Raw genomic sequence first — 15,673 nt, forward strand, 5'->3', positions numbered from 1 at the left:
CGATGTCCACCCTGACCACGGCCCCCGCGCCGCACCCGGACGAACCGGCGGACCCCAAGCCGGCGGCCCGCGTCGGCGGAGGGTTCTTCGACCCGAAGCAGCTGCTCACCTCCTTCCCCGAGGCGGTCCGGAAGCTGGACCCCCGGGTGATGGTCAAGTCCCCGGTCATGTTCGTCGTCCTGATCGGGTCGGTCTTCACCACCGTGCTCGCGGCCACGGACCCCACCGACTGGTTCGGCTGGGCCATCACGGCCTGGCTGTGGCTGACGACGATCTTCGCCAACCTCGCCGAGGCGGTGGCCGAGGGCCGCGGCAAGGCGCAGGCCGACACCCTCCGCAAGGCCAAGACCGACACGGTCGCCCGCCGGCTGGACGGGCCCCGCGAGGAGCGGGTCCCCGGCACCGAACTGCGCATCGGCGACCTGGTGGTCTGCGAGGCCGGTGACATCATCCCCGGCGACGGTGACGTCGTCGAAGGTGTCGCCTCCGTCGACGAGTCCGCCATCACCGGCGAGTCGGCACCCGTGATCCGTGAGTCCGGCGGTGACCGCAGTGCCGTCACCGGAGGCACGAAGGTCCTCTCCGACCGCATCGTCATCAAGATCACGACGAAGCCGGGCGAGACCTTCATCGACCGGATGATCAACCTGGTCGAGGGCGCGGCGCGGCAGAAGACGCCGAACGAGATCGCGTTGAACATCCTGCTGGCGTCCCTGACGATCGTCTTCCTGCTCGCCGTCGTGACCCTGCAGCCGTTCGCGATCTACGCGGGCAACAAGCAGTCGATGATCGTGCTGGCCGCTCTGCTGGTCTGTCTGATCCCGACCACGATCGGTGCGCTGCTCTCCGCGATCGGTATCGCCGGTATGGACCGGCTGGTGCAGCGCAACGTGCTGGCCATGTCCGGCCGGGCCGTCGAGGCGGCCGGCGACGTGTCGACGCTGCTGCTCGACAAGACCGGCACCATCACCCTCGGCAACCGCCAGGCCGCCGAGTTCCTCCCGGTAGCCGGGGTGACCGAGGCCGAGCTCGCCGACGCCGCCCAGCTCTCCTCGCTCGCCGACGAGACCCCCGAGGGCCGCTCGATCGTGGTCCTCGCGAAGGAGAAGTACGGACTGCGCGAGCGTCACCGCGGTGAGCTGGCGCACGCCGTCTGGGTCGAGTTCACCGCCCAGACCCGCATGTCGGGCGTCGACGTGGACGGCCGTTGCGTCCGCAAGGGCGCGACCGGCTCGGTGGTGGCCTGGGTCAGGGAGCGCGGCGGCACCGTCGCGGACGACGCCCAGGCGCTGACCGACCGGATCTCGCAGGCCGGCGGAACCCCGCTCCTCGTGGCGGTCGACGACGCCGACGGCGCCCGGGTGCTGGGTGTGGTGCACCTGAAGGACGTGGTCAAGGAGGGGATGCGGGAGCGGTTCGACGAGCTGCGCCGGATGGGCATCCGTACGGTGATGATCACCGGGGACAACCCGCTGACCGCGAAGGCGATCGCCGAGGAGGCGGGGGTCGACGACTTCCTCGCCGAGGCGACGCCCGAGGACAAGATGGCCCTCATCAAGCGGGAGCAGGCGGGCGGCAAGCTCGTCGCGATGACCGGTGACGGGACGAACGACGCCCCCGCCCTCGCCCAGGCCGACGTCGGCGTGGCGATGAACACCGGCACCTCGGCCGCCAAGGAGGCCGGGAACATGGTGGACCTGGACTCCAACCCCACCAAGCTGATCGAGATCGTCGCGATCGGCAAGCAGCTCCTGATCACCCGGGGCGCGCTGACGACGTTCTCGATCGCCAACGACGTCGCGAAGTACTTCGCGATCATCCCGGCCATGTTCGCGGTGGTCTACCCCGGGCTCGACAAGCTCAACATCATGCGGCTCGACTCCCCGGAGTCCGCGATCCTGTCCGCCGTCGTCTTCAACGCGCTGATCATCGTCGCGCTGGTGCCGCTCGCCCTCAAGGGCGTCCGCTACCGGCCCGCCGGCGCGGACAGCATGCTCCGGCGCAACCTCGGGATGTACGGCCTCGGCGGCCTGATCGCCCCGTTCATCGGCATCAAGATCATCGACCTGATCATCTCCCTCATCCCCGGAATCGGCTGATCGGCATGAACACCTCCGTAGGAAACACGACCCGGCTGCTGCTGGCCGGTCTGAGGGCCCTGCTCGTCCTCACCCTGGTCTGCGGCGTCATCTACCCGCTCGCGGTCACCGGTGTCGCCCAGGCGCTCTTCTCCCACAAGGCCAACGGCTCCGAGGTCAGCAGCGACGGCAAGGTCGTCGGCTCCGAGCTGATCGGCCAGCGCTACGACCTGCCCCTCAAGGACGGCCAGGAGACGGCGGACCCGGACCTCACGTGGTTCCAGCCCCGCCCGTCCAACGGCCTCGGCAGCAACAGCGTCAACACCCAGTACAAGATCATCCTCTCCGGGGCGACCAACCGCTCCGGCGACAACAAGGACCTGATCGACTGGGTCACCGCCGCCAAGGCCGCGGTCGTCAAGGACAACTCCGTCCCCGGCCACCCGGTCAGCCCCGACGACGTGCCGGCCGACGCCGTCACCTCCTCCGGCTCCGGCCTCGACCCGGACATCTCCCCGGAATACGCCGAGCTCCAGATCCGCCGCGTCGCCGAGCAGAACCACCTCGGCGTCGACCAGGTGACCAAGCTCGTCGACGACCACACCAGCGGACGCGTCCTCGGCTTCATCGGGGAACCCCGCGTCAACGTCCTCCAGCTCAACATCGCGCTGAAGGAACTCGTCAACGCCGGCTGACGCCGTCGGCACCTGCTCCGGGGCCCGGCGGAGCCCCGGAGCCGCCGCGTGTCCCGCCCGTCCCCCCTCCCCGGGACGGGCGGGACACGCGGCGTCCACGTGCATCGTGAGCGGGACACGCGGTGCGACGCATCAGGGTTGCGTCAATACGCGCACTCTTCTCAACCGCCATCCGAAATGCCCGGATCTCCGGGAGTAGCGTCGTCAGTGGCTGCCGCACGGGCCGCAGCCCGCGCAAGAGAAGACAATGGGGCCATGGCACGCGGCAAGCTTCGTATCTACCTGGGGGCGGCACCCGGCGTCGGCAAGACCTACGCCATGCTCTCGGAGGCCCACCGGCGCGTCGAACGGGGCACCGACTGCGTCGTCGCCTTCGTCGAGCACCACGACCGGCCCCGTACCGAGGTGATGCTGCACGGCCTCGAACAGATCCGGCGCCGCGAGATCGAGTACCGCTCGGCGGTCTTCACCGAGATGGACGTGGACGCCGTACTGGAACGGGCCCCCCAGGTCGCCCTCGTGGACGAACTCGCCCACACCAACGTCCCCGGCGCCCGCAACGCCAAGCGCTGGCAGGACGTCGAGGAACTCCTCCAGGCCGGCATCGACGTCGTCTCGACCGTCAACATCCAGCACCTGGAGTCGCTCGGGGACGTGGTCGAGTCGATAACCGGCGTCCGGCAGCGCGAGACCGTCCCCGACGAGGTCGTCCGCCGTGCCGACCAGATCGAACTGGTCGACATGTCGCCCCAGGCGCTGCGCCGCCGCATGGCCCACGGCAACATCTACAAGCCCGACAAGCTCGACGCGGCCCTCTCCAACTACTTCCGCCCCGGCAACCTCACCGCCCTGCGCGAGCTGGCCCTGCTCTGGGTCGCCGACCGGGTGGACGAATACCTCCAGCAGTACCGGGGCGAGCACAACATCAGCTCCACCTGGCAGGCCCGCGAACGCATCGTCGTGGGCCTCACCGGCGGACCCGAGGGCCGCACCCTCATACGCCGTGCCTCCCGGATGGCCGCCAAGGGCTCCGGCAGCGAGATCCTCGCCGTCTACATCGCCCGCAGCGACGGCCTCACCTCGGCCTCGCCCAAGGAACTCACCGTCCAGCGGACCCTGGTCGAGGACCTCGGCGGCACCTTCCACCACGTCATCGGCGACGACATCCCCGCCGCCCTCCTCGCCTTCGCGCGCGGGGTCAACGCCACCCAGATCGTCCTCGGCTCCAGCCGCCGCAAGACCTGGCAGTACATCTACGGCCCCGGGGTGGGCGCCACCGTCGCCCGCGAGTCCGGGACCGACCTCGACGTCCACATCGTCACCCACGACGAGGTGGCCAAGGGCAGAGGGCTGCCCATCGCCCGGGGCGCCCGGCTCGGCCGCGCCCGGATCATCTGGGGCTGGCTCGTCGGCGTCGGCGGCCCCGCGCTCCTCTCCGTACTGCTGCGCAGCATGGAGGACGGCCCCGGGCTCGCCAACGACGTCCTGCTCTTCCTCTTCCTGACCGTGGCCGCCGCCCTGCTCGGCGGCCTGCTCCCGGCGCTCGCCTCCGCCGCCGCCGGGTCCCTGCTGCTGAACTACTGGTTCACCCCACCGACCCACACCCTCACCGTGCAGGACCCGGAGAACATCGTCGCCATCGTGATCTTCTTCGCGGTGGCGGTGTCGGTCGCCTCCGTGGTGGACCTGGCGGCGAGACGGACCCACCAGGCCGCACGGCTGCGCGCCGAGTCGGAGATCCTCTCCTTCCTGGCCGGCAGCGTGCTGCGCGGCGAGACGACGCTGGACGCCCTGCTGGAGCGGGTCCGCGAGACCTTCGCCATGGAGTCCGTCGCCCTGCTGGAACGGCAGAGCGACGTCGAACCGTGGACCTGCGCCGGTTCGGTCGGGCCCAGCCCGGTGACCCGGCCCGACGACGCCGACGTGGACATGCCGGTCGGCGACCACATGGCGCTCGCCCTCTCCGGCCGGGTCCTGCCCGCCGAGGACCGCCGGGTGCTCGGCGCGTTCGCCGCCCAGGCGGCCGTCGTGCTCGACCGCCAGCGCCTGGTCGGCGAGGCAGAGAGGGCCCGCAGGCTCGCCGAGGGCAACCGCATCCGGACCGCCCTGCTGGCCGCCGTCAGCCACGACCTGCGTACCCCGCTCGCCGCCATCAAGGCCGCCGTCAGCTCTCTGCGCTCCGACGACGTCGCCTGGTCCGAGGAGGACGAGGCCGAACTCCTCGAAGGCATAGAGAACGGCGCCGACCGCCTGGACCACCTGGTCGGCAACCTCCTCGACATGTCGCGCCTCCAGACCGGGACCGTCACCCCGCTGATCCGGGAGATCGACCTCGACGAGGTGGTCCCGATGGCGCTCGGAGGCGTACCCGAGGGGAGCGTCGAGCTCGACATCCCGGAGACCCTGCCGATGGTCGCCGTCGACCCGGGCCTGCTGGAACGCGCCGTGGCCAACCTCGTCGAGAACGCCGTCAAGTACAGTCCGGACGGCACACCCGTCACCGTGGCCGCCAGCACACTGGGCGACCGCGTCGAGCTCCGGGTCTCCGACCGGGGCCCCGGCGTCCCCGACGAGGCCAAGCGGCGGATCTTCGAGCCCTTCCAGCGGTACGGCGACGCCCCGCGCGGCGCCGGGGTCGGCCTCGGCCTCGCGGTCGCCCGGGGATTCGCCGAGTCGATGGGCGGCACCCTCGACGCCGAGGACACCCCCGGCGGCGGCATGACCATGGTGCTCACCCTCAAGACGGCGGCCGACTACGTACCCGCCAGCCAGGACCTGTCCCCGCAGGTCACCTCGTGACGCCTCCCGCACATCCCGAGGTACGCGGGACGCCCAGGGTGCGCGTGGCCCCGGGGACGTACGCGGCTCCGGGGGCGTGCGGGACGGCTGAGGGGTCCGTCACGCCCCCGACATCCGCGTGCAGCAGACTCTCTTCTCCCTACAGCAGCAGAAAGGCAGGACCGCGATGACCCGGGTGCTTGTGGTCGACGACGAGCCGCAGATCGTACGCGCCCTCGTGATCAACCTGAAGGCGCGGAAGTACGAGGTCGACGCCGCGCCCGACGGGGCCACCGCCCTCCAGCTCGCGGCCGCCCGCCACCCCGACGTGGTGGTGCTGGACCTCGGCCTGCCCGACATGGACGGCGTCGAGGTCATCAAGGGGCTCCGGGGCTGGACCCGGGTGCCGATCCTGGTTCTCTCCGCCCGGCACACCTCGGACGAGAAGGTGGAGGCGCTGGACGCGGGCGCCGACGACTACGTGACCAAGCCCTTCGGCATGGACGAGCTGCTGGCCCGGCTGCGGGCCTCGGTCCGCCGGGCCGAGCCGGTCGGCCAGGACGGCGCCGACGACGTGGTGATCGTCGAGACCGAGGGCTTCACCGTCGACCTGGCGGCCAAGAAGGTCCACCGCGACGGCCGTGACGTCCGCCTCACCCCCACCGAGTGGCACCTGCTGGAAGTCCTCGTCCGCAACAGCGGCCGCCTCGTCAGCCAGAAGCAGCTCCTCCAGGAGGTCTGGGGCCCCTCCTACGGCACCGAGACCAACTACCTGCGGGTCTACATGGCCCAGCTCCGGCGAAAGCTGGAGGCGGACCCCTCGCACCCCCGGCACTTCGTCACCGAGCCGGGCATGGGCTACCGCTTCGAGCGCGGCTGAGCCCGTCGTACGCGGCCGTACCCCCAAGGTCATGCACTCGTTCGAGTGACTTTTCAGGGGCCCGCGAGTAGCTCGCGGGACCGGTACTCTTCGGGTATGAGTGCTGTTCCTCGATTCGACAAGGCCGGGAAGGCGGAGCGGTCCACCGGACGCTTCCGGCGCATGCTCGACCGCCTCTCCAGCTCCCAGGAGGACCTGGAGTCCGAGGAGCTCCGGGAGGACGCGCACGCGTCGGGGTGCACCCGCATCTCCGAATGCTCGGACCGCCAGATCGTCAAGGTGGCTGGTACGTTGCGGACCGTCACCCTGCGACCGCGCGCCGGAGTGCCCGCCCTGGAGGCGGAGCTCTTCGACGGCACAGCGCCGCTGGACGTGGTCTGGCTCGGCCGCCGCTCCATCGTCGGCATCGAGCCCGGCCGCCGGCTCATCGTCTCGGGCCGCGTCGCCATGAGCCACGGGCGCCGGGTGCTGTTCAACCCCACATACGAATTGCGACCGCTGGGCAAGGAGTAGCCGGTGACGTCTGACGACAAGCCGACGCACGACGGGGACCGTACCCCGGACACGGATCAGCAGGACGCGGCGAACAGGGCGGTCACCGAGGCCGCCCTCTTCGAGGCGTTCGGCGGGGTCCGGGGGATGGTGGAGACCGTCCTGCCCGGACTGCTCTTCGTCACCATCTTCACCGTCAACAAGAACCTGCACGTCTCGGCCATCGCAGCCCTGGCGGTCTCGCTGCTGCTGGTCGTCGTCCGGCTGGTCCGCAAGGACACCGTCAAGCACGCCTTCAGCGGCGTCTTCGGCGTGGCCTTCGGTGTGGTCTTCGCGATGATCACGGGCAACGCCAAGGACTTCTACCTCCCGGGCATGCTCTACACGCTCGGCCTGGCGCTGGCCTACCTGATCACCACCCTGGCGGGCGTCCCGCTGATCGGGCTGATCCTCGGCCCGGTCTTCAAGGAGAACCTCTCCTGGCGGACCAGGAACCCCGGCCGCAAGCGCGCCTACGCCAAGGCCAGCTACGCCTGGGGCCTCATCCTGCTCGCCAAGTGCGCGATCCTCTTCCCGCTCTACTGGTGGGCCGACACCACGCAGCTCGGCTGGGTGCTGATCGGACTGAAGATCCCGCCGTTCCTGCTCGCGGTGTACCTCACCTGGGTCTTCCTGGCCAAGGCGCCGGCCCCGATCGACGTCTTCGCCGAGATGGAGGCCGCCGAGCAGGCGGAGAAGGACCGCGAGGCGGAGCGGGCGGCGGAACGCGAGGCGGAGGCCGAGAAGGCCCGGAGCTCGGAGACCGCGGCGGCGCGGAACCACGACGTCTGACGGACCCGGTCCTCGGACCCACCGACGGCGGCAGGCACCTGACGTGCCTGCCGCCGTCGGCGTTCCGGGACCGCTCAGGCGTCGCCCATGACCAGGCCCTCGATGGTGTGCTTCTGGGTCACCGGCACCAGCACGTCGACGACCGCGCAGTCGAGGTGGCGCCGGACCCGCTCGGGCAGGCTCTCCCAGTACGGACGGGTCGCGGCGGTGTCGTGCCGCTCGCCGTTCGTGGCCTCCGGGCCGTCGACCCCGAGGACCAGCACGGGGCGCGGTTTCGCCGAGTGGTTCGTGGTGCCGCGGTGGACGGTCAGCGCACTGCGGGCCGAGATGTCGCCGCGCTCGGGGTACTTGCGGACGGCTCGTTCCTCGTAGCGCGGGTAGTGCGGCCGGGGCGGGAACATGCCGTGGCCGAACTCCGGGCTGTCGTCCCACTGGGTGCCCGGGGCTATCTCGAAGGGGCCCATGTCCTCCTCGGTGTCGACGGCCGTCACGTTGAAGGCGAGGGAGGTCAGCCGCCGCTCGGCGCGGGTCTCCTCGGGCATGGGGAAGTCCCGGTGCCACGGCTGGTTGACCGCGCCTTCCATCGGTACGTCGAAGCCCAGCTCGACGATCCGGTAGTCGGGGCCGAGCACGGCCTCGCACACGGACCGCACCCACGGGTGGTCGACGAGGTCCACGAAGCCGCGCAGCTGCTCGGGGTGGATCTCCACGTAGTAGCGGTGCGGGCCGCGTCCGACCGCGCCGCCGGGCCGCCCGCGCGCCTCTTCGAAGGCCACTTCGATGTCCTCGCGGAGCCGGTCGGTCCACTCCGGGGTGAACGCTCCCTTCCTCGCGGTGATGCCGTCCGTGTACAGGGCCTCCACGTCCCGCGACACGTCGACGTCGAGGCCGGCCGTCGCGGTGCGGGGGTGGGCGTGCCGGGTCATGAGTGCCTCCTGGGGGTCGTACGGGATGTGCCGGTGGACTGTCCGGCAGTTTTACATCGTTGATTGCAACGTGGCAACAGGGGTGCGGATGTGCCACGATGTCGGGGTGAGCAGCAGCCTGAAGGACGTGGCCCTCCGCGCCGGGGTCTCCCCGCGCACGGTGTCGAACGTGGTCAACGGCTCCGCGCCGGTCGCGGAGCAGACCCGCCTGCGGGTGCAGCAGGCCATCGACGAGCTGGGATACCGGCCCAACCTCGCGGCGCGCAGCCTGCGCGCCGGCCGTACGGGCATCATCGGCCTCGCCATCCCGGAGCTGCACTCGCCCTACTTCGCCGAACTCGCCGGCCTGCTGGTGGAGGAGGCGCAACGCCGGTCGTGGACCGTGATCATCGACCAGACCCTGGGCGACGCCGAGGCGGAGCGGCGGCTGCTGACCGGGGACGGGGGCCGGGTGATGGACGGACTCGTCATCAGCCCCTGGGCGCTGGAAGCCCGGGACCTCACGGCCACCGCTCGCGCCCTGCCGGTCGTGCTGCTCGGCGAGCGGAGCCCCGGGGGACTGGCGGACCGGGTGGCGGTCGACAACGTCGCCGCCGCCGACGAGGCCACCACCCATCTGCTGGAGCGCGGCCGCCGCCGCGTCGCCGCCATCGGCCTCCAGCCGCATCTGGAGAACGGTACGGCCGAGCAGCGGGCGGCGGGATACCGCAGGGCACTGCGGCGGGCCGGTATCGAGCCCCGCCCCGCGTGGGAGCGCTCCGTGACCGCGCTGCACCGGAGCGACGGGGCCCGGGCCATGGCGGAGCTGCTCGACGGGGGCGGGGGCGCGGGCGGTGGTACCGGCTGGGGCTCTGGCGATGAGGTCCCCGACGCGGTGTTCGCGTTCAGTGACGAGCTGGCCCTGGGCGCCTTGCACACGGCGCACGCGCGGGGCGTACGGGTCCCGGAGGACCTGGCGATCGTCGGGTTCGACGACATCGAGGACGGCCGGTTCAGCCACCCGGGCCTCACCACGGTCTCGCCCGACAAGCGCCAGATCGCCGCGCGGGCCCTGCAGTGCCTCGCCGACCGCGTCTACAGCCCCCGCAACGAGCTGCCCGCCTCCGACCTGACGATCCCGCACCGGCTCGTCGTCCGCGGCAGCACCGGCGGCCCCGGGGCGCACGCACGCTGACGGGAGACCGTACGCCCCCTGAGCCTGGCGCCTTCGGCACGGAAAAGGGCCGAGACCGAGTGCGTACCACTCGGTCCCGGCCCTCAGGCGGTGTTTCGGGCCTCCGCCTCCCGGCCCGCGGCTCAGTCCTCCGCCGCTACCCCTCGGCGTACCGACAGCAGGTCTTCGAGCTGCTCCTCGCGGGCCTGCGCGGCCACGAACAGCAGCTCGTCACCGGCCTCCAGCGTCTCCTCGGGGCTCGGGGTCAGCACCCGCGTACCCCGGATGATGGTGACCAGGGAGGTGTCCTCGGGCCACTCCACCGCGCCCACCTGCGTGCCGGCCACGGCCGACTCCGGGGGCAGGGTCAGCTCGACCAGGTTGGCGTCGCCGTGGCTGAAGCGCAGCAGCCGGACCAGGTCGCCGACGCTCACCGCCTCTTCCACCAGCGCCGACATCAGACGGGGCGTGGAGACCGCGACGTCGACGCCCCAGGACTCGTTGAAGAGCCACTCGTTCTTGGGGTTGTTGACGCGGGCCACGACCCTCGGCACCCCGTACTCGGTCTTCGCGAGCAGCGAGACGACCAGGTTGACCTTGTCGTCACCGGTCGCCGCGATCACGACGTTGCAGCGCTGGAGCGCAGCCTCGTCCAGCGAGGTGATCTCGCAGGCGTCCGCGAGGAGCCACTCGGCCATGGGGACCCGCTCCACCGAGATGGCGGTGGGGGCCTTGTCGACGAGCAGGACCTCGTGCCCGTTCTCCAGCAGCTCGGCCGCGATGGAACGGCCCACCGCGCCGGCGCCGGCAATCGCCACGCGCATCAGTGACCGCCTTCCTCGGGGCCCTCGGCGAAGGCCGCCTCGACCTTCGCGACCTCGTCCGTACGCATCATCACGTGGACCAGGTCACCCTCCTGCAGCACCGTCTGGGACGAGGGCAGGATCGCTTCACCCAGTCGGGTGAGGAAAGCCACACGCACCCCCGTCTCCTCCTGGAGCGTGCTGATCTTGTGACCGATCCACGCCGCCGAGGTGTGCACCTCCGCGAGCTGCACACCGCCGCTCGGGTCGCGCCACAGCGGCTCGGCGCCGGACGGCAGCAGCCGCCGCAGCATCTGGTCCGCAGTCCAGCGGACCGTGGCCACGGTGGGAATGCCGAGACGCTGGTAGACCTCCGCGCGGCGGGGATCGTAGATGCGGGCCGCGACGTTCTCGATGCTGAACATCTCGCGGGCCACCCGGGCGGCGATGATGTTCGAGTTGTCGCCACTGCTGACGGCGGCGAAGGCGCCGGCTTCCTCGATACCCGCCTCGCGGAGGGTGTCCTGGTCGAAGCCGACTCCGGTGACACGGCGGCCACCGAACCCGGAACCGAGGCGTCGGAACGCCGTGGGGTCCTGATCGATCACGGCGACCGTGTGCCCCTGCTGTTCCAGGGTCTGCGCGAGAGCGGCTCCGACTCGCCCGCAGCCCATGATGACGATATGCACCCTGTGCCTACCTCGCAGTCCTGGTCGTCCGGCTGACCTGCGAAAACACTGTGCTCACAACTCTCTCTCGGCTTACCGGGCAAAGAAACGGGGCAACCACGTCCGTCGTTGCCCGGAGATGAGCTTAAGCGGCATCCCCCTGCCCGCCTCACCCGAGTGTGCGTTCGGCCGGGCGCCGCGGCAAAGGCGGAGCGCGCGCCGGTGCAAGACGAGCGAAAGCGGAAGTAAAGGCGGAGTAAAGAGAGGGGTGGCGGGCGGGCGGAACGGGCCCGGAGCGCGGCGCGAGGGCGAAAAACCCGGCGGAGACGCGCGGAACCGGCACGAATGAGTGACCGAGCGCGGTGAAGTGGACGCGATGCGTCACATCGACTGGAGAAAGCGCAAGGATTTCGTTAAGGATTTTGCGAACTTTTCCGCTGATCGCAGGAGAATGGGGTGCCACGCGGTAACGGGGGACGACGGGCCTCCGGGCAACGCTTACGATCCTCTGCGTGTCCAAACTGACCGACGTGCCCAAGCGGATCTTGATCGGACGGGCTCTGCGCAGCGACAAGCTGGGAGAAACGCTCCTCCCCAAGCGCATCGCCCTCCCCGTCTTCGCATCCGACCCGCTGTCCTCGGTGGCGTACGCCCCGGGAGAAGTTCTCCTGGTGCTCTCCATCGCGGGCGTGTCGGCGTACCACTTCAGCCCGTGGATCGCGGTCGCCGTCGTGGTCCTGATGTTCACGGTCGTCGCCTCGTACCGGCAGAACGTCCACGCCTACCCGAGCGGCGGCGGCGACTACGAGGTCGCCACCACCAACCTCGGCCCGAAGGCCGGACTCACCGTCGCCAGTGCGCTGCTCGTCGACTACGTCCTCACCGTCGCCGTGTCGATCGCCTCCGGCGTCGAGAACCTCGGCTCCGCGATCCCCTTCGTGGTGGAGCACAAGACGCTCTGCGCGATCGCCGCGATCGTGCTGCTGACCCTGATGAACCTGCGCGGCGTGAAGGAGTCGGGGAAGCTCTTCGCCATCCCGACGTACCTCTTCGTCGTCGGCGTCTTCATCATGATCCTCTGGGGCGCCTTCCGCGGGCTGGTCCTCGGTGACTCCATGCACGCGCCGACCGCCGACTTCACGATCAAGCCCGAACACGGGGGACTGGCCGGTTTCGCGCTGGTCTTCCTGCTGCTGCGCGCCTTCTCCTCCGGATGTGCCGCGCTCACCGGTGTCGAGGCGATCAGCAACGGCGTACCCGCCTTCCGCAAGCCGAAGAGCAAGAACGCCGCGACCACCCTCCTGATGATGGGCCTGCTGGCCGTCACCATGTTCTGCGGCATCATCGCGCTGGCCATGGTCACCGACGTCAAGATGGCCGAGAACCCGGCGAAGGACCTGTTCCACAACGGTTCCTCGGTCGGCTCCAGCTTCGTCCAGGACCCGGTGATCTCCCAGGTCGCCGCAGCCGTCTTCGGCGACGGCTCCTTCCTCTTCGTCGTCCTCGCCGCGGCCACCGCGCTGGTGCTCTTCCTCGCGGCGAACACCGCGTACAACGGCTTCCCGCTGCTCGGCTCGATCCTCGCCCAGGACCGCTACCTGCCGCGCCAGCTGCACACCCGCGGCGACCGCCTCGCCTTCTCCAACGGCATCGTGCTGCTGGCCGGTGCGGCCATCCTGCTGGTCTGGATCTACGGCGCGGACTCCACCCGCCTGATCCAGCTCTACATCGTCGGCGTCTTCGTCTCCTTCACCCTCAGCCAGACGGGCATGGTCCGGCACTGGAACCGGCACCTGCGCACCGAGAAGGACCCGAACACCCGCCGCCGCATGATCCGCTCGCGGGCCATCAACACCTTCGGCGCCTTCTTCACCGGCCTGGTGCTGGTCGTCGTCCTCGCCACCAAGTTCACCCACGGTGCCTGGGTCGCCCTGCTCGGCATGGTGATCTTCTACGGAACGATGACCGCGATCCGTAAGCACTACGACCGCGTCGCCCGCGAGATCGCCGCCGACGAGACCCCGTCCGACGAGACCGTCCGGCCCTCGCGCGTCCACGCGATCGTCCTGGTCTCCAAGCTCCACCGCCCCACCCTGCGCGCCCTCGCCTACGCCAAGCTGATCCGCACGGACCACCTGGAGGCGCTCTCCATCAGCGTCGACCCGCAGGAGACGAAGGCGCTGCGCGAGGACTGGGAACGGCGCGGCATCAACGTCCCGCTCAAGATCCTCGACTCCCCGTACCGCGAGGTGACCCGCCCGGTCATCGAGTACGTCAAGGGACTGCGCCGGGAGAGCCCGCGCGACGTGGTGAGCGTGTACATCCCCGAGTACGTCGTCGGGCACTGGTACGAGCACCTGCTCCACAATCAGAGCGCGCTCCGGCTGAAGGGGCGGCTGCTCTTCACCCCCGGCGTCATGGTCACCTCCGTGCCGTACCAGCTGGAGTCCTCCGAGGTCGCGAAGAAGCGCGCCCGCAGGCGCGCCGAGTGGACCGCCCCGGGCTCCGTCCGGCGCGGACCGGTCGAGCGGCGGCCCAAGGAGCAGGCGAAGAAGCCCTGAGGGGGGCGGGGCAGCGGGGCGGCCCTCCGGCCGTTCTTCTCCCGGCCCGGCCCCTCCGTGGCGTGGTGAACGGCCGGACGACTCCCACGTAGACTGGTGGGCTGTTGTCCGGCCGCGTGCGTAGGGGCCGGATCCCCGCTCGGCTTCCGCCGCGGAGTGCCGCCCGCGACTGCCGTTCCTCTGTACGTCCCCGATCTCTGGAGTCCCCCCTCATGCCGAACGAATCCACGTTGTCGCTGGTCGGGGAGGAGTACGAGGTCGAGGTCGGCCCCGTCGCGCACGGAGGCCACTGCATCGCCCGGACCGACGGGGGCCGGGTGCTCTTCGTACGCCACACGCTCCCCGGCGAGAAGATCATCGCCCGTGTCACGGACGGCGACACCGACTCCCGCTTCCTGCGCGCCGACGCCGTCACCGTCATCGAGCCCTCGAAGGACCGCGTCCCGGCCCCGTGCCCCTACGCCGGCCCCGGCATGTGCGGCGGCTGCGACTGGCAGCACGCCAAGCCGGGCGCCCAGCGCCGGCTCAAGGGCGAGGTCATCGCCGAGCAGCTCCAGCGCCTCGCCGGCCTCACCCCGGAAGAGGCCGGCTGGGACGGCACCGTCATGCCCGCCGAGGGCGACAAGCTCCCCGCCGGTGAGGTGCCCGCCTGGCGCACCCGCGTCCAGTACGCCATCGACGACGAGGGCCGTGCGGGACTGCGCAAGCACCGCTCCCACGACGTCCAGCCGATCGACCACTGCATGATCGCCGCCCCCGGCGTCACCGAGCTGGGCGTCGAGAAGCGCTCCTGGCCCACGCTGGCCGGCGTCGAGGCGATCTCCGCCACCGGCTCCCACGACCGCCAGGTCGTCCTCACCCCGAAGCCCGGCGGCCGGCTGCCCCTGGTCGAGCTCGACAAGCCCGTCTCCGTCCTGCGCGTCGAGGAGCACGACGGCGGTGTGCACCGCGTCCACGGCCGCGCCTTCGTCCGCGAGGTCGCCGACGACCGCACCTACCGCGTCGGCTCCGGCGGCTTCTGGCAGGTCCACCCGCAGGCCGCCAACACCCTGGTCCGCGCCGTCATGCAGGGCCTGCTGCCCCGCAAGAACGACACGGCCCTCGACCTCTACTGCGGCGTCGGCCTCTTCGCCGGCGCCATCGGCCAGCGCATCGGCGAGAAGGGCGCGGTCCTCGGCATCGAGTCCGGCAAGCGCGCCGTCGAGGACGCCCGCCACAACCTGAAGGACCTCGACCGGGTCCGCATCGAGCACGGCAAGGTCGACCAGATCCTGCCCCGCACCGGCATCACCGAGTGCGACCTCATCGTCCTCGACCCGCCCCGCGCCGGCGCCGGCAAGCAGGTCGTCAAGCACCTCTCGGGGCTGGGCGCCCGCAAGATCGCCTACGTCGCGTGCGACCCGGCGGCGCTGGCGCGGGACATCGCGTACTTCCGGGACGGCGGCTACAAGGTGCGGACGCTGCGGGCGTTCGACCTCTTTCCGATGACGCACCACGTGGAGTGCGTGGCGATCCTGGAGCCGGTGAAGAAGGGCGACTGACATGGGTCTATCGGTGTACGACAGGTGCGGCGTGGGCGTCGCGGGCGGTCCCGTGACGCTCAGGCGGCGCCGAGCCGGGTGGGATGCCAGATGTCTTGTCGGGCAGATCGGACCGATCGAGGTGACGAGCACCGAGGGCTGACGAGAGTTGTGCCCCGGACCCGTTGCGTGGCCGACCGACGGAGTTCACGGGTGACGGCCGCCCCGCCAGGGGCGGTGGGCGCATCCGCGTTGTCCCGTGCGGCGGCGCTCACCCTGCGGCCGGAA

Annotated in this window: 12 protein-coding genes; 9 read left to right on the forward strand and 3 right to left on the reverse strand. The window is 70.8% G+C overall.

Annotation, left to right across the window (positions count from 1 at the left end; genetic code table 11):
- Positions 1-2: 2 nt before the first annotated feature.
- The 6 genes from kdpB (at position 3) to OG599_RS26245 (ending at position 7,754) form a co-directional block, all read left to right on the forward strand.
- On the forward strand, positions 3-2,099 hold the full coding sequence (gene kdpB, locus OG599_RS26220; RefSeq protein WP_327180199.1) for a potassium-transporting ATPase subunit KdpB: 2,097 nt from the start codon (positions 3-5) through the stop codon (positions 2,097-2,099).
- A gap of 5 nt (positions 2,100-2,104) precedes the next feature.
- Positions 2,105-2,773, forward strand: coding sequence for a potassium-transporting ATPase subunit C (locus OG599_RS26225; protein WP_327178413.1), 669 nt, complete (start codon positions 2,105-2,107; stop codon positions 2,771-2,773).
- Positions 2,774-3,028: 255 nt separating this feature from the next.
- The gene (locus OG599_RS26230) at positions 3,029-5,572 is read left to right on the forward strand and encodes a sensor histidine kinase KdpD (protein WP_327178414.1); all 2,544 of its coding nucleotides are present in this window, start codon (positions 3,029-3,031) and stop codon (positions 5,570-5,572) included.
- A 166-nt stretch (positions 5,573-5,738) separates the two neighbouring features.
- Entirely contained in the window at positions 5,739-6,431 is a 693-nt protein-coding gene (locus tag OG599_RS26235) for a response regulator (protein WP_327178415.1), read from the forward strand.
- A 162-nt stretch (positions 6,432-6,593) separates the two neighbouring features.
- Positions 6,594-6,944 (forward strand): OB-fold nucleic acid binding domain-containing protein, encoded by a 351-nt coding sequence (locus OG599_RS26240; protein ID WP_389297316.1) that lies wholly within the window; start codon positions 6,594-6,596, stop codon positions 6,942-6,944.
- A 3-nt stretch (positions 6,945-6,947) separates the two neighbouring features.
- On the forward strand, positions 6,948-7,754 hold the full coding sequence (locus tag OG599_RS26245) for a DUF3159 domain-containing protein (protein WP_327178416.1): 807 nt from the start codon (positions 6,948-6,950) through the stop codon (positions 7,752-7,754).
- A gap of 74 nt (positions 7,755-7,828) precedes the next feature.
- Here the strand turns inward: OG599_RS26245 and OG599_RS26250 are convergent, their stop codons facing one another.
- Positions 7,829-8,680 carry a phytanoyl-CoA dioxygenase family protein gene (locus OG599_RS26250; protein WP_327178417.1) on the reverse strand — a complete coding sequence of 284 codons (852 nt, stop codon included), beginning with the start codon at positions 8,678-8,680 and terminating at the stop codon, positions 7,829-7,831.
- 106 nt (positions 8,681-8,786) lie between these two features.
- Here OG599_RS26250 and OG599_RS26255 point away from each other — a divergent pair, with 106 nt between their 5' ends.
- Positions 8,787-9,854, forward strand: coding sequence for a LacI family DNA-binding transcriptional regulator (locus OG599_RS26255; RefSeq protein ID WP_327178418.1), 1,068 nt, complete (start codon positions 8,787-8,789; stop codon positions 9,852-9,854).
- Between the two features lie 122 nt (positions 9,855-9,976).
- On the opposite strand, the gene OG599_RS26260 is transcribed toward OG599_RS26255, so the two are convergent.
- Entirely contained in the window at positions 9,977-10,657 is a 681-nt protein-coding gene (locus OG599_RS26260) for a potassium channel family protein (protein WP_327178419.1), read from the reverse strand.
- The gene (locus OG599_RS26265; protein WP_327178420.1) at positions 10,657-11,325 is read right to left on the reverse strand and encodes a potassium channel family protein; all 669 of its coding nucleotides are present in this window, start codon (positions 11,323-11,325) and stop codon (positions 10,657-10,659) included. Before OG599_RS26265 ends, OG599_RS26260 begins: the two co-directional genes overlap by 1 nt.
- A gap of 491 nt (positions 11,326-11,816) precedes the next feature.
- Between OG599_RS26265 and OG599_RS26270 the strand changes: the two genes are divergently transcribed.
- Positions 11,817-13,865, forward strand: coding sequence for an APC family permease (locus tag OG599_RS26270; RefSeq protein WP_327178421.1), 2,049 nt, complete (start codon positions 11,817-11,819; stop codon positions 13,863-13,865).
- Positions 13,866-14,077: 212 nt separating this feature from the next.
- Positions 14,078-15,406: a class I SAM-dependent RNA methyltransferase gene (locus tag OG599_RS26275; RefSeq protein WP_327178422.1), complete on the forward strand. Its 1,329-nt coding sequence runs from the start codon at positions 14,078-14,080 to the stop codon at positions 15,404-15,406.
- Positions 15,407-15,673 lie beyond the last annotated feature (267 nt).

The sequence above is a fragment of the Streptomyces sp. NBC_01335 genome, from assembly GCF_035953295.1.
In the GTDB taxonomy this organism is placed as follows: Bacteria; Actinomycetota; Actinomycetes; order Streptomycetales; family Streptomycetaceae; genus Streptomyces.